General features: G+C 37.1%; 16 protein-coding genes. 13 read left to right on the top strand and 3 right to left on the bottom strand.

All coding sequences use genetic code 11. The annotated features are described in order from the left end of the window. Position 1 precedes the first annotated feature (1 nt). Positions 2-208: a transposon-transfer assisting family protein gene (locus HMPREF9943_RS04980; RefSeq protein WP_004802666.1), complete on the top strand. Its 207-nt coding sequence runs from the start codon at positions 2-4 to the stop codon at positions 206-208. Further along, positions 205-570, top strand: coding sequence for a cysteine-rich VLP domain-containing protein (locus HMPREF9943_RS09850; RefSeq protein ID WP_004802663.1), 366 nt, complete (start codon positions 205-207; stop codon positions 568-570). The genes HMPREF9943_RS04980 and HMPREF9943_RS09850 overlap by 4 nt, the downstream gene beginning before the upstream one ends. A 188-nt stretch (positions 571-758) precedes the next feature. Here HMPREF9943_RS09850 and HMPREF9943_RS04975 read toward each other — a convergent pair whose 3' ends face one another. The 3 genes from HMPREF9943_RS04975 to HMPREF9943_RS04965 form a co-directional block, all read right to left on the bottom strand. Next, positions 759-1,091 (bottom strand): DUF6050 family protein, encoded by a 333-nt coding sequence (locus HMPREF9943_RS04975; protein ID WP_004802662.1) that lies wholly within the window; start codon positions 1,089-1,091, stop codon positions 759-761. Between the two features lie 114 nt (positions 1,092-1,205). Beyond that, positions 1,206-2,549, bottom strand: coding sequence for a relaxase/mobilization nuclease domain-containing protein (locus HMPREF9943_RS04970; RefSeq protein WP_004802660.1), 1,344 nt, complete (start codon positions 2,547-2,549; stop codon positions 1,206-1,208). Beyond that, on the bottom strand, positions 2,510-2,839 hold the full coding sequence (locus HMPREF9943_RS04965; protein ID WP_004802658.1) for a plasmid mobilization protein: 330 nt from the start codon (positions 2,837-2,839) through the stop codon (positions 2,510-2,512). The genes HMPREF9943_RS04970 and HMPREF9943_RS04965 overlap by 40 nt, the downstream gene beginning before the upstream one ends. Positions 2,840-3,102: 263 nt before the next feature. On the opposite strand from HMPREF9943_RS04965, the gene HMPREF9943_RS04960 reads away from it, so the two are divergent. From HMPREF9943_RS04960 to HMPREF9943_RS04915, 11 genes are all read left to right on the top strand, one after another. Next, on the top strand, positions 3,103-3,714 hold the full coding sequence (locus tag HMPREF9943_RS04960) for a TetR/AcrR family transcriptional regulator (RefSeq protein WP_004802657.1): 612 nt from the start codon (positions 3,103-3,105) through the stop codon (positions 3,712-3,714). 127 nt (positions 3,715-3,841) lie between these two features. Continuing rightward, positions 3,842-4,435, top strand: coding sequence for an MptD family putative ECF transporter S component (locus HMPREF9943_RS04955; RefSeq protein ID WP_004802655.1), 594 nt, complete (start codon positions 3,842-3,844; stop codon positions 4,433-4,435). Positions 4,436-4,437: 2 nt separating this feature from the next. After that, positions 4,438-5,124 carry an energy-coupling factor transporter transmembrane component T family protein gene (locus HMPREF9943_RS04950; RefSeq protein WP_004802654.1) on the top strand — a complete coding sequence of 229 codons (687 nt, stop codon included), beginning with the start codon at positions 4,438-4,440 and terminating at the stop codon, positions 5,122-5,124. Between the two features lie 9 nt (positions 5,125-5,133). Further along, positions 5,134-6,549, top strand: a complete 1,416-nt coding sequence (locus HMPREF9943_RS04945) for an ABC transporter ATP-binding protein (protein ID WP_004802652.1) — start codon at positions 5,134-5,136, stop codon at positions 6,547-6,549. Between the two features lie 3 nt (positions 6,550-6,552). Continuing rightward, positions 6,553-8,259 carry an ABC transporter ATP-binding protein gene (locus HMPREF9943_RS04940; RefSeq protein WP_004802649.1) on the top strand — a complete coding sequence of 569 codons (1,707 nt, stop codon included), beginning with the start codon at positions 6,553-6,555 and terminating at the stop codon, positions 8,257-8,259. Between the two features lies 1 nt (position 8,260). After that, positions 8,261-10,003, top strand: coding sequence for an ABC transporter ATP-binding protein (locus HMPREF9943_RS04935; RefSeq protein ID WP_004802645.1), 1,743 nt, complete (start codon positions 8,261-8,263; stop codon positions 10,001-10,003). A 113-nt stretch (positions 10,004-10,116) separates the two neighbouring features. Further along, the gene (locus HMPREF9943_RS09845) at positions 10,117-10,317 is read left to right on the top strand and encodes a cysteine-rich KTR domain-containing protein (RefSeq protein WP_081602226.1); all 201 of its coding nucleotides are present in this window, start codon (positions 10,117-10,119) and stop codon (positions 10,315-10,317) included. A gap of 455 nt (positions 10,318-10,772) precedes the next feature. Further along, entirely contained in the window at positions 10,773-11,216 is a 444-nt protein-coding gene (locus HMPREF9943_RS04930; protein ID WP_004802642.1) for an RNA polymerase sigma factor, read from the top strand. Beyond that, the gene (locus HMPREF9943_RS04925) at positions 11,197-11,448 is read left to right on the top strand and encodes a helix-turn-helix domain-containing protein (RefSeq protein ID WP_004802641.1); all 252 of its coding nucleotides are present in this window, start codon (positions 11,197-11,199) and stop codon (positions 11,446-11,448) included. Before HMPREF9943_RS04930 ends, HMPREF9943_RS04925 begins: the two co-directional genes overlap by 20 nt. A 449-nt stretch (positions 11,449-11,897) precedes the next feature. Next, a complete protein-coding gene (locus HMPREF9943_RS04920) occupies positions 11,898-12,068 on the top strand; it encodes a transposon-encoded TnpW family protein (RefSeq protein WP_241431582.1) in 171 nt (56 codons plus the stop codon). 90 nt (positions 12,069-12,158) lie between these two features. Continuing rightward, complete coding sequence (locus tag HMPREF9943_RS04915) at positions 12,159-13,832, top strand: recombinase family protein (protein WP_004802639.1); 1,674 nt, start codon at positions 12,159-12,161, stop codon at positions 13,830-13,832. The last annotated feature ends 37 nt before the right edge of the window (positions 13,833-13,869 follow it).

The following is a 13,869-nucleotide window of genomic DNA, read 5'->3' as shown; positions in this document are numbered from 1 at the left end:
CATGAATCCTTTTACAGTTGAAGAAATGAATTTGTTAAGCATTTACAGAGGCGAAACCAAGGAGGAAGTAACGGAGAAGATTGCATTTGCACTTTCCTTTATGGATCCTGATATGCGGGAGCTTGCAAAGCGCACGGTCAAAAAGGTAAACAGCCTGTCCGATCAGGAATTTGCCGCGCTTTCCATTGATTCCGCCGATGAAATATGAGAAAATCAAAACCGCTTTCATCGAAGCAGGTAAAGCGTGTCAATCGCCTTGTAAAAAAAGAATGCTGTAACTTTGATAACGGAAACTGCATTTTACTTGATGATGGAGAAGCCTGCCCTTGCCTGCAGCTTATATCCTGTTCGCTTCTTTGCAGGTGGTTTTCCGATGCCGTGCTTCCTCTTGACAGAGAGCTTTTTGCAGAGCTTTACGCACCGGAGGAAAAACGCCGCTGCACCGTATGCGGAGCGCCATTCGCGTCAAAATCCAACAATGCGAAATATTGCCCTGATTGCAGAAAGAAAATCACAAGAAAGCAAGCGGCAGAGCGTATGAGAAAAAAGCGAAGCCTTGTTACGAAATAGAGGGTGCAAATGCCTTGTATAACCTTACTTTTTAGAAGCATTTCAGCTTATGGCAGGGATTTAACCTCAAATCCTTAAAAATAGGGTTTAACTGCGTAACGCAAGGAACAATTTCAAGAGAAAAACGGACGCGGCAGCCATGTATTTGTGGCCGCTGCGTCCGCTGTTTTTTTATGTCTGAAATTCCGTTATTCTTTTACAAGCCTGTATATCGTAAGTGGAATATACCATGCCGCAACGAGAAGCTGCCAGATAATCACAATACAGCCGATCAGTCCGCCGGCTATGATATTGACAGCAAATATTCCCACCGTTGCAGTAAAGTCATGGTTTATCGGAATCAGCCACAGAAACATTCTTCTGATACCGAAAGGAACGCCGCAAAACAGCCATACATAAAAATAGTTTGTTTCTCCGTTTTGCGTAAAGATGCTTTTTCCCCAATAAAAGAGAAATGCTGTCAGCAGAACAGGCACTATTACTTTATTAAAAAAATCTTTCCATATTTCTCTGCGCGTCATTCTATCAGCTCCTTTTCTTCCGGGAACTGTTTTCTGTCCTCAATATTGTGTATTTCCCGTTTCTTTAGTTAGTCATATCATACCATGAATTTTACCCATCATCCAAAAGAGGAATTATTCAAGGTTCTTTTTATGCTCCTTGCCTGTATTTTCTCTTTGTAAAATCGTATCAACATTCTGTTTGATCTTCTGATATTCCTTGACTTTCTTTTTTAATTTTCCATAGTCGGAATATATGGCATCTTTCTTCTTTTGCAGATCAGAATATTCTTTCTGCAAAGTGGTAAGATTCGGAAGCTTTTTAATGCCTGCATCCTTTAGTGCCTTTCCGGAAGCTTCATAAAGTATCAAAATGCTTTCATGTTTACGCCTGTATGCGTCCTTATCTTTTGCCTTGATATATCCTCTGTAAATATCATTTGTCTTTTGATAGGTTGAGATATTTTTTATCAGAACAGCCATATCGGACAGCTTCTTTTCCGCCTGCTTCAAGTTAGTTGCCGTCTGTTCGCTGTCGAGGACGATTTCATCTATTCGACTGATTAAATCCTCATACTGCTTAATGTTATTTTCCGTAAGGAAATTCATTGTCTTTGCAGCCTGTTTCAGATTATGGATTTTTGCCCAATGCTCATAGCTTGCCGATTGCTGTGCCTTGATATTATTTTCAATATCAATCAGTAGAGATATTCCTTGTTCCTGCTTCAGTGTCTTGACATTATGGCTTCTTATTCCTGCAATGCGTTTTCGGATTGCTTCTTCCGTATAATCAATACCGAGAGTTTTCAGCCTTGTAAATCGCTCCTGTCCGGGTGCACAGCAGGATGTATATTTCCCGCGTTTGATTTCATAACCGGAAGCTTGAAGCTTCTCTAAAAGCTCTTCAAAATCCTTTACCTGAGGAATCAGAAGATCAACCGTTTCTTTCAGCTTTCCTTTCCAGCTTCTACCTTTCTTTGTCGTTTGGTACTCAATATAGCTTTTTCCTTTTCGTCCTTTTTCCGGAGTGATGACCGACAGACCGTTTTTATAGCATAAGCGGTCGCTGATATTTCTAATCCCGTAGTAGCTTCTTTTGTTGGAATTATATTTGTGATAATCCACGAAATTGACGGCACAGAAAATAATGTGATTATGGACGTGCCCTTTATCAATATGGGTGGTTAGGACATATTCATACTGTCCTTTTGTTACGGCATCCGCAAGCTGCTTTCCAATCTCATGGGCTTTTTCAAAGCTGACCTCTCCCGGCTCAAAGGACTGTATCAGGTGATGAGCTAAATTATTTCCTTTATCAAGTGCCTGTGAAAGCGTAAAGGCAAATTCTATATCTGCGGTTTCATAGCTGCATCCGAAAGAAGATACAAGCATTTTGTCATCAGTTTTATCGGGGTTTTGGATATATTCAAGTGCTTTTTTCAGTGTGCTTTTAATAGGCTTAATCTTTGTAACCGCCATATCTCTTTTAAGGCTCCTTTGATTTCCTCTATATCTTCCTGATACACATTTCCCGTAGTATTGGCTCTTTTTGCAATCTGATTGATGTTGACCCCGATTTTTTGAAGTTCCGCCGTCATTTTCTTTATATCGCTGTGATCAATCTGAATGATATATCCGTCTATCGCCATTTTCCGAAGGTACGCTTCCATATTTCTTGTAGGCACCTGTTTCATTCTTTCTTCAATCAAGCTGCGTTCTTTTTCTGTAACACGAAACTTAATTTGCACATTTCTTTTCCTATTATTCATCGGTGAATTTCCTTTCTGCGTTCATAGAGGGTTTGGGACACTTCCCAGCAAGCAAAATCTCTATCGCCGGAACTGCGGAAAATAGAGATTTTTTACGGAAAGGGTACCCCTTTCCTATGCTTGCTGTTCTACTTATCCCTTAATCTCTACAACAACGGAAATTCATTTTTGCCAAAGAATGAAAAAAAATTGCATCTTGACAGAGGTAGTTAGTATATGTTAACTTATAGTAAACGATGTTATCTTAAATGGAGTGTATATGAGTGAGAAATAAAGAAGCTACAATTAAAAGAATATTGCAAAGTGCAAGTGTCGAGTTTAAGAAATATGGGTTTGAACAAGCTTCTGTACGAACTATTGCTAAAAACGCCGGTGTCACCCCCGGTGCAATATATAAGCACTTTGAATCGAAGGAAGATATTTTTAGAGCTATCGTAAATCCCACACTTGAACATTTATATAAAAGAAATAGAGAGTTAACAAATCAAGCAATAAAAGAAATCAAATTAAATGGGTTGGAAGGCTTTGAAAAGAAATCCGGTAATAGCAATGAGGAATTGTTAGGATTTATCTATCAAAATGCTTCCGTGTTTAATCTTTTGTTTAATTGTTCTCAAGGTACGGAGTTTGAATCAATTCGTAATGATTTGGTAAATCTTGAAGTTCAAGGAGCAAAAAAGCTCATTGCAGTTCTTAAAGAAAAAGGTATTGCAGTAAATGAGTTAAAAGATGATGAACTCCATATACTTTACACAATGGTATGTACTCCATTATTTGAAATAATTACACATCAATATACTTATAATGAGTCATTAAATTTTATTGATATGATGGAGGCAGCAATGAATTTTGGATGGGAGAGGATTATTAAATGAAAACATAATTAAACTAAGTAATTAAATGAAGAAACTGTCGAAATCGGGTTAAACCCGATTTTCTGCATTTTTAGAGAAAGTAAACGAATTAAAGAAATTTTTACTAAAGAAAGATGGAGGTACTCAAATGAGTGAAACAAAATTAAGAACAAAAGACTTGGTTAATATCGGTATTTTTTCTGTGCTTTACATGGTGCTGTCAATCATAGTGATGGCTTCTGCAATTTTATCACCCATTATTTGGATTCTGTGGCCTGCAATAACAGGAATAATATGTAATTTTATTTATATGTTATTGGTCGCTAAAGTTCCAAAACCGGGAACAGCATTTATTCTGATAACCATAACAGGGATTATATATTTTGCTACTGGTGAATGCACTTGGGTGATTATTGTAACCTGTATTATTGCAGGTATTTTAGCAGAAATTTCAAGAAAAATTTTTGGTTATAAGAATCCTAAGGGGGAAATCGTATCTTCAGGATGGATTTGTGTTGGACTTATTGGTTCTATACTACCGATGTGGCTATTTCAAGAATCATATATGCAGTCAATCGTTAAAATGGGAATGAATCCAGAATATGTAAACAAATTGCAAACCTTAATTTCAATTCCGACACTTCTTGTAATGATAGCTACTGCATTTATTGGTGGTGTAATTGGTGCATATATCGGGAAAGCTATATTTAAGAAACGCTTTGAGAAAGCTGGAATTATATAAACATGGAAGGTATCGTAAAAGGAATTATAAAATTAAATCCGCTAACCGAAATTATATTTTTAGTTTCGGTTAGCGTTGTTAGCTTTACAAATGACAATCTAACAATAGACATAATCATTCTTTTAATAGTAGCAATAGCAGCATCTCTTTTAGGGTTGGTAAAAACATCAACGAAAGCATTATTGTTATTTGCCTTGTTGCAAGGTATAAAACACATCATATTACCAAGTTTGCCAGACATTATTTCAGCTAATTTTGGTTTGCTGGTTATCCATGCACCAAAACTAATCCCTATTTTTTTAGTTGGTCAAATTCTTGTGAAGACTAATCCCATAAGAAGTATTATGTATGCATTGAAAAGATTGCATCTGCCGGACAGCTTGATAATACCATTAGCGATAAGCATTAGATATTTTCCTACTTTAAGAGAAGAATATAACCTGATCTCAGATGCAGTGAAAATTCGGGGAGTAACGGGATTAAAAAAGATAGAGTTAGGATTAGTTCCGTTGATCGTCACAGCTTCCAATACGGCAGATGAATTAGCACAGGCCATTACGGTTAGAGGTATAGAAAATCCTGCAAGAAAAATATTTGTAGATAATGTGAGTTTTGGACTTTGGGATGGAGTAATAGTTGCATTGTGCATTCTAATGCTCTTTATTGTAAAGCTCAAATTATTTTTATAGAGGTGAACCATGATTAGTATAAATGGGGTTTCATATTCTTATAAGAGAAGTGAAGAAGAACAACTAAATACGACCTCAATGGAGATTGGTAAGGGTGAGGTTATCCTGTTATGTGGAAAAAGCGGGAGTGGAAAAACCACAGTAACAAAATTGATTAACGGACTGATTCCCCACTTTTTAGATGGGAACTTATCAGGAAATATTTATATAAATGGGATAACTACAAGAGAAATGAAGATTTATGAAATCTCGGAGCAAGTAGGATCAATTTTTCAGAATCCAAAAACACAGTTTTTTAATTTAGATTCAGACAGTGAACTCATATTTGGATTAGAAAACATGGGAAAAACACCCGATAAGATTATGGCACAAATTTCTAAGGCCGTATCTGATTTAGAAATTGAAACATTAAAAAACAGAAATGTTTTTAAGATGTCGGGTGGAGAAAAACAATTATTGGCTATTGCATCCGTATATGCTACTAATCCTGAGATTTATGTGTTTGATGAACCATCTGCAAATATTGACGATTATGGAATTGAAAAAATAAGAGAAATGCTTATAAAGTTAAAGTCTAAAGGCAAGACAATTATTATCTCTGAACATAGGTTGTATTATTTAATGGACTTAATTGATAAGGCGATTTATTTACAAGATGGAAAAATAGAGCATAGCTTTTCAAATGTGGAATTTTCTTTGATTGACAATATAACAAGAAAGAAAATGGGACTTAGAACTTTCGTGAGGAAAGAAAATGATGATTTTACAATTCCTGTTAAATATTCTGAATCTGATGATTTTATAATATCAAATTTACGATATGAAAATGAGAAATTAAATATTTTGGACAACATAAATATTTCTGCTAACAAAGGAGATATTATTGCAATAACTGGCAATAATGGTCAAGGAAAGACAACGCTAATGCGAATTTTATGCGGATTATTGAAAGAAAAAGAAGGAGCAATTCGCTATAAAGGTAGGCACGTTAAATATAAAAAGCGAAGAACTCTTTGCTATATGGTTATGCAAGATGTAATTCATCAGTTGTTTTCGGAGTCCGTGCTTGGTGAATTTAGTTTGCTTGATTCAGAAATAGATGAAAAGAAAATAAATGATATTCTAACAAAATTAGAGCTGATTAAATTAAAAAATCGCCATCCTATGTGCTTGTCTGGAGGTCAAATGCAGAGATTGGCCGTGGCAGTCGGAATGTTAGTTGATAGAGAAATTATTATTTTAGATGAACCAACAAGCGGACTTGACTATTTGAATATGTTGGAAATAAGCAAAGTTATTAGAGAATTTTCAAAAGATAAAATAGTGCTCATTGTAACGCATGATAAAGAATTGATTGACAGTGTCTGTAATAAATTACTTGAAATCCGTAATGGCACGGTAAATAAATTTTATGAAAGAAGGTAGGAAATGTTAAAGAAACATAAGAGCAAAGTATTTGCATCTGTTCTGATTGCAATAATCGGAGTCGGCTTCGGAGTAATACCTTATTTTTCTGTTGCATCTATTATCAATAACCTTGTCGATAATAATACTGATATTTACAATTATCTGCCCTATATTTTTGCCATATTGGTAGGCTTTTTAGGCAGTGTATTGTTCCATGAGGTATCTACGATTATCTCTCACAATCTTGCATATAGAATTATTGAGGATAAAAGAAAACTATTAGCTGATAAATTAAGCAGGCTTTCAATGGGAGATGTTGAGAAAAAAAGCAGCGGTCAATGGTCACAGTTTATGGTAGAAACTCTTGATAAAATGGAAAAACCTATTGCCCATGTTATTCCTGAGGTAATTGCTAATATTATTATACCTATTGTATTGATTGTTATTATTTTTGTTCTTGATTGGAGAATAGGAATAGCTAACCTGCTTACTATTCCATTAGGCTTGCTTTTTTCTATGTTAATGATGCGAGGGTACGAGGCAAAGTCCAAAAGATATCAAGAAGCATCTAAAGCTATGAATACTACAATGGTTGAATATGTAAATGGGATTAAGGTAATCAAGGCTTTCAATAAGTCGGCTTCGTCCTTTGGAAAATTCAAAGAAACTGTTAATGAAAATAAGAAAGCAATGCTTGACTGGTATTTGAGTGTTTGTTTTTCGATGACCGCAACGATGGAAACTATCCCGGCAACCATGATCTTTGTTTTGCCGGCTTCTATATATTTTTTTATGAATGGAAGCATAGAAATAGGAACTCTGGTTATTTGTGTACTACTATCTTATGCATCATATAAACCATTGATAAAAGCTATGAGTCACTTGGAAACAATAACAAATATAAAAACCATTTTGGAAGAAATAAACAAGGTGATGAATCTTCCCGACTTGAAAAGAGGGGAAAGAACTAAAAATATATATTCCTATGATGTGGAATTTAGAAATGTAACATTTGCCTATGATGAGTCAAAAAATGTATTAAACGGGATTTCGTTTAAGGCTAATGAGAATGAATTAACCGCAATAGTCGGAGGGTCGGGAGGTGGTAAATCCACCATTGCAAAGCTGCTTGCAGGATTTTGGAATGTAAATAGCGGAGAAATTTTAATTGGAAAAAATGATTTGAATGATATGCCGTTAAAACAAAATATGGAACTTGTAACCTATGTATCTCAAGAGAATTTTCTTTTTAATAAAACGATTTTGGAAAATTTGAAGATAGCTAAGGAAGATGCAAGTATGAGTGAGATTCAGAAGGCGTGTGAAAAAGCAAGCTGCCATGATTTCATCATGAGCCTTCCGAATGGATATGAAACCATTGTTGGAGAAAGTGGTGCAAATCTTTCCGGTGGAGAAAAACAGCGTATCGCTATTGCAAGAAGCTTCTTAAAAAATAGCCCGATTGTATTACTTGATGAAGCAACGGCATATTCTGATCCTGATAATGAATCGGTTATTCAGGAATCTATCAATAATCTTATTGAAAACAAGACTGTAATTATGATAGCTCACAGATTATCTACAATCGTTAATGCGAATAAAATCATCGTTGTAGATAACGGAAGTATTATAGAACAAGGTTCTCATAAAGAATTGCTTGAATTGAATGGCAAATACAAAGAAATGTGGGATATATATACAGAATCTAAAGAAATTGAGGTGATCTAAATTGAGAGAATTGATAAAAACTTTGTATGAAGTTTCGGGCTCATATTCAAATAAAATAACAAGAATGCTCATTTTTGATGTGTTTAAGGGTGTGTTTGAAGGTATTTCTTTAGGTGCAATTTTGTTTTGCTTGACTAAAATTTGCGAAAATGTATTCACAGGTCAGAGCGTTTTAATAAGGGATGTGTATATTGTTTTTGCTATTGCAGCCACAAGTATGGTCGGTAAAATTATATTCGGATATTTAGCTGATAAGAACAAATATATTGCTTCGTACAGTTTAGGTGCTGAAAACAGGCTATATATTGGGGATCGGCTGAAAAATGTGAATATGGGGTATTTCAATACAAATTCTTTGGGAAATGTAGCAGGAGGTCTTTCAACGGTTATAGGAGAACTTGAAACAATCGGTGTTCCGATTATTGAGCAAATACTTGTAGGGACAATACAAACGCTTATAATGGTTATTTTTGTTCTGCCTTATGATTTTATAACTGCTGTAATTATATTACTGACTTTAATTGTTGGGGTTATAGTTAATTTAATTACACAAAAAAAGACTGATCAGCTAACAGAGAAATTATTGGGGCTTAAATTGGATTTAAGTGAAAAAATGCTTGAATATGTCAGAGGAATAGGAGTAACCAAAGCATTTGGGAAAGATAAAAATACAGTTAAGGAATTAAATAAAAGTATTGCAGAAAGTCGTAAAGGGTTCCTATCAGTAGAAAAAATATTAGTTCCGACACAGTTCTTATTCCTATTAGTATTCAAAATAGGTATCTGCGTGATAATTTTGAGTTCTCTCATAAGATATTTTTCAGGAAATATGGAAGCAACCAAGGCTATTATCTTAATTGTTATGAGCTTTGTTGTCTTTTCAGGATTTGAATTGGCGGGAAGCATGCAGAGTATTAAGGGGGTTGCCGTACAAAATCTTAACAGTGTTATAAATTTGAGAAACCTGCCTGTGATTGAAGATGGTAAAAAAACGGAAGTAGATAAAGCAGAAATATCAATGAAGAACATTTCATTTTCGTATGGGAAAGAAAATCTTTTCAACAATTTAAGTATGGTTGTTCCTGATGGAAAAACTACTGCCCTTGTTGGATTTTCAGGAAGTGGTAAAACAACATTGTGCAATTTAATGTCAAGATTTTGGGATGTAAATTCTGGTGAAGTAAAAATTGGGAATCTAAATATAAAGGAATATAAGTACGATGAGTTACTTTCAAATTTTAGCTTTGTTTTCCAAGATGTATACCTTTTTGATGATACCGTGAGAAATAATATCAAATTTGGAAATCCGAACGCAACAGACGAAGAAATGATAGACATTTCAAAAAAAGCTCAGTGCCATGATTTTATCATGAAATTACCACAGGGCTATGACACTGTTTTACAAGAAGGGGGTTCGAATTTGTCCGGCGGAGAGCGTCAGAGACTGTCTATTGCAAGAGCTATGTTAAAACGCAGTAAATTTGTGATTCTTGATGAAGCGACTTCAAGTGTAGATCCGGAAAACGAAAAACAATTATTGATTGCTTTGAAGAATTTATTAAAAGGAAAGACAACAATTATAATCGCTCATAAACTCACTACTGTGAAAAGTGCAGATCAGATAGTAGTTTTGAAAAACGGAGTAATAGAACAAGTAGGAACACATACCGAACTTGCGTCTAAACAAGGTATATATAAAGAATTTCTTGAAACAAGGAAACGATCCGATGAGTGGGCAATTTAATGGGAAATAGTTTTGAAAAGAAAATTTAGTATAAAGCAAGTGTTGGATAACATCCAAGATAACGCGATTACTTGTGATAATAAATCATATTATAGAATAGGCTGTTGTATGAAATGAATTATATAAACGATGAAAGACAATGGTTACTCTGCCCTGTTTGCAAGAATAAAACACGGCTGCAAGTTAGAGAAGATACGGAGTTGAAAAACTTTCCGCTGTTCTGTCCAAAGTGCAAACAGGAAACGCTAATCAATGTAAAACAATTTAATGTATCAGTCATCAAAGAGCCAGATGCAAAGACACAGAGCCGGTGATTCACAGTTTATGAAACTGTAATTGCCGGCTCATTTTATTAAGGAGAAGCCCGCTTATGCAAAAGTTGCAATACACAAGCTATATATGACCGCCGTTTTTATCCTGTTTGAATAAAGAAGCGGAGGCTTAAAATCAATTATAGGTTATGAAAAACGGCGGTATCAAAGGAGGTATCGCCGTGTTCATTCTTCGTTATCTTAAAAGCTTGTTAAAAGGGATATATTCTATTTCCGGGTTTCCGTGCCTTTACGGATGACTGCTTAAATCATATCCATATAGTTATCTTTTCATGTCCGATCCCGGCTGCCCTATGCAGTCGGGATTTTTTGTGCTTGCAAAAACTTTTTTCTAAAAATATTCGCTTTTCTTTGGCAGTTTTGGGCTCTGCGTTGTTGAGGGTTTACGAAAGGGGAAATTCTACCCGCTTTCGCGGCTGCGAAAGGAGGTGAATACCATGAATGAACCTGAAAGAACCGAATGGCAGATACGCTGCGCATTTAACGGCTTCTGCAAGCGGACATTGAAGAACGAAAGTATCAATGCCCATAAGGAGATTAGGAAGCGGCAGGCACACGAAATTAACTTTTCTGATCTGACATCGAAAGAGGAAAACCAGCTTTATACCTGTGAAGATTTCTTTGCGGAGGATAAAGAAGAACAGACCTTTTTCGCAGGCGGAAAAGCATTAGGTGCAAAGCTGATCGCTGATGCGATTCACAGCTTGCCGGAAGAAAAACGCAGAGCCGTTCTACTCTACTACTTCTTTGATATGAGCGATGCGGAAATCGCGGCACTCTATCAGATTCCAAGAAGCACAGTGCAGTATCGGAGAACCAGCTCATTTGAGCTATTAAAACGCTATTTGGAGGAACACGCTTATGACTACCCGGACTGGTAAAACAACCGATGATGAACGCGGCTTGTTGCCTTATCCGGTAATCATAGCCGCAACCAAAGGAGAGCCGCAGGCAATGAATATTGTCTGCCAGCATTACGCAGGCTATATCGCACACCTTTCTATGAGAAAACTCCGTGATGAACGAGGAAATACCTATTACGGCATAGACGAGGATATACGAGATCGCCTTCGCTCAAAGCTCATGCAGGCTGTCCTGATTTTCAAGATTTAAGAATGTAACGATCTGCGTTTCCCTTTCCGCAGATAAGGCAGAAAGAAGCTGCCGCCTGTACTTTGACAAACATACCCGCAAGATAACGGCGGCGTATCATAGGGCAAACCGGACACTTTCCTTTTGTGCTTTAGCTGTGCGGAGAATACGCCATGACACTTCCCTACACGGAAGCCGAGCGAGAAATATTCTACCGCAAAGCAAGCGTAGCACCTTGCAAGCCATGACAGCACAAAATATATAATGATACTCCCTTACAGCCACAGTCCGAGCGTTAGAAGCGTTGCAGGCAATGGGTAGGGCTGGATGAGAACCATGCAGGGGTGAAATTCCCGTGAGGCTAATGCTTATAGCCATCCGATTAAAGCCCATTTTATCAATTAACTCTGAATAATGGACAAACCATTATTCAGAGACTGATTTAACATCAGATGAAAGGGGTTGATCTTTTGAATGAAAAGAAACTTGCCGTCACAAAGACGGAGCATAAGATAGGCAAGACGACCTACATTATATGTTCGTCGTTCAGCGATAAAGCAACGGATAACCTTGATAAAAAAATTGAAAAGCTGATCCGAAAAGATATTGAAGAGAACGCCCGAAATCATGGTGTTCTTTAATATTTAAGCCATGATATAAGCAGCGGTTTATGGTATAATATTATTAGTACACATACCATGCTTGTCTGCTGATAGAAAGGAGGCTACTTTATGATAGCAGACAAGATAACTGCCTTATATTGTCGATTAAGTCAAGAGGATGTACAAACCGGTGAGAGTGAATCCATACAAAATCAAAAATTGATTTTACAGAAGTATGCGGATGAACACCATTTTTTCAATACTCGATTTTTCATTGACGATGGTTTTTCCGGAGTGAGCTTTGAACGCAAGGGACTTCAAGCTATGTTACAAGAGGTAGAAGCCGGAAATGTGTCAACCGTCATCACCAAAGATCTTTCCCGTCTGGGGCGTAACTATTTGAAAACCGGCGAACTGATTGAGATTGTGTTCCCGGAATATGAAGTACGCTATATTGCCATAAATGATGGTGTGGATACTGCAAGAGAGGACAACGAGTTCACTCCTTTGCGGAATTGGTTTAACGAATTTTATGCCCGCGATACCTCAAAGAAAATCCGTGCCGTGAAACAGGCAAAAGCTCAAAAGGGAGAGCGCGTCAACGGAGAAGTACCTTACGGATACGTTGCTGATCCAAATAACCGAAATCATCTCCTGCCCGATCCTGAAACGACACATGTAGTAAAACAAATTTTTGCTATGTATATAAGAGGCGACCGTATCTGCGAAATACAGAATTGGCTGAAAGAAAACAAAATTCTGACCGTCGCCGAACTACGCTATCGGCGTACAGGGAAATGCCGTCACCCGCGCCCGCATCCGACTTGCATCTATAACTGGCCGGATAAGACGCTGTATGATATTCTCTCCCGAAAGGAATATCTGGGACATACTATCACGGGAAAGAGCTATAAGGTGTCATACAAGTCAAAAAAGACAAAGAAAAACCCTGAAGAAAAGCAATATTTTTTCCCAAATACCCATGAAGCATTGATTGACGAAGAAACCTTCGATCTCGCACAAAAGCGGATTGCTACAAAACACCGACCAAACAAAATAAATGAGATTGATTTGTTTTCTGGGCTTCTCTTTTGCGGAGATTGCGGCTACAAGATGTATCTACAACAGGGAGCCGGAACGCCGGAGCGAAAACACGCCTACACTTGCGGTAAATACCGTAACCGTATCAGGACAGGCGAAATTTGCACCACCCACTATATTCGCAAGAGTGTCCTAAAAGAGCTTGTCCTTGCCGACCTGCAAAGGGTATTATCTTATGTCAAAACTCACGAAAAGGAATTTATCCGGCATGCCAATGAATATAACGCAAAGTCCATGCAAAAGGCATTGTCTCGGCAGAAAAAGGATCTGGAAAAAGCAACCGTAAGAATGAACGAGTTGAACATCCTGTTCCGCAAGCTATATGAGGATAACGCTTTGGGGAAACTTTCGGACGAGCAGTTTGTGTTTCTGACTTCCGGTTATGATGAGGAAAAAGAAACATTAACCCGCCGGATTGCGGAGCTGTCACAGGAGATCGATAAGGTTACCGAGCGCAGCGTAGACGTAAGAAAATTTGTTGCCATTGTGCGCAAGTACACGGCAATTCAAGAACTGACTTACGAGAATGTCCATGAATTTATTGACCGCATCCTAATCCACGAGCTGGACAAGGAAACAAATACGCGGAAAATTGAAATCATGTATAGCTTTGTGGGTCGAGTAGAAACGGGCGATCAGCCCACGGAAAGCATCTCCTATTTCAGACAGATAGGAGCAAACGTCAAGAGCTATGCAATTTGACGCAAAAAATAAGCGGGACAACGCACCCCTTGAAAAA

Origin of the sequence: Eggerthia catenaformis OT 569 = DSM 20559 (assembly GCF_000340375.1) — a bacterium.
Classification (GTDB): domain Bacteria; phylum Bacillota_I; class Bacilli_A; order Erysipelotrichales; family Coprobacillaceae; genus Eggerthia; species Eggerthia catenaformis.
The sequence above is the reverse complement of the archived record's forward strand: the minus strand, read 5'-3'. Positions and strand labels throughout refer to the sequence as shown.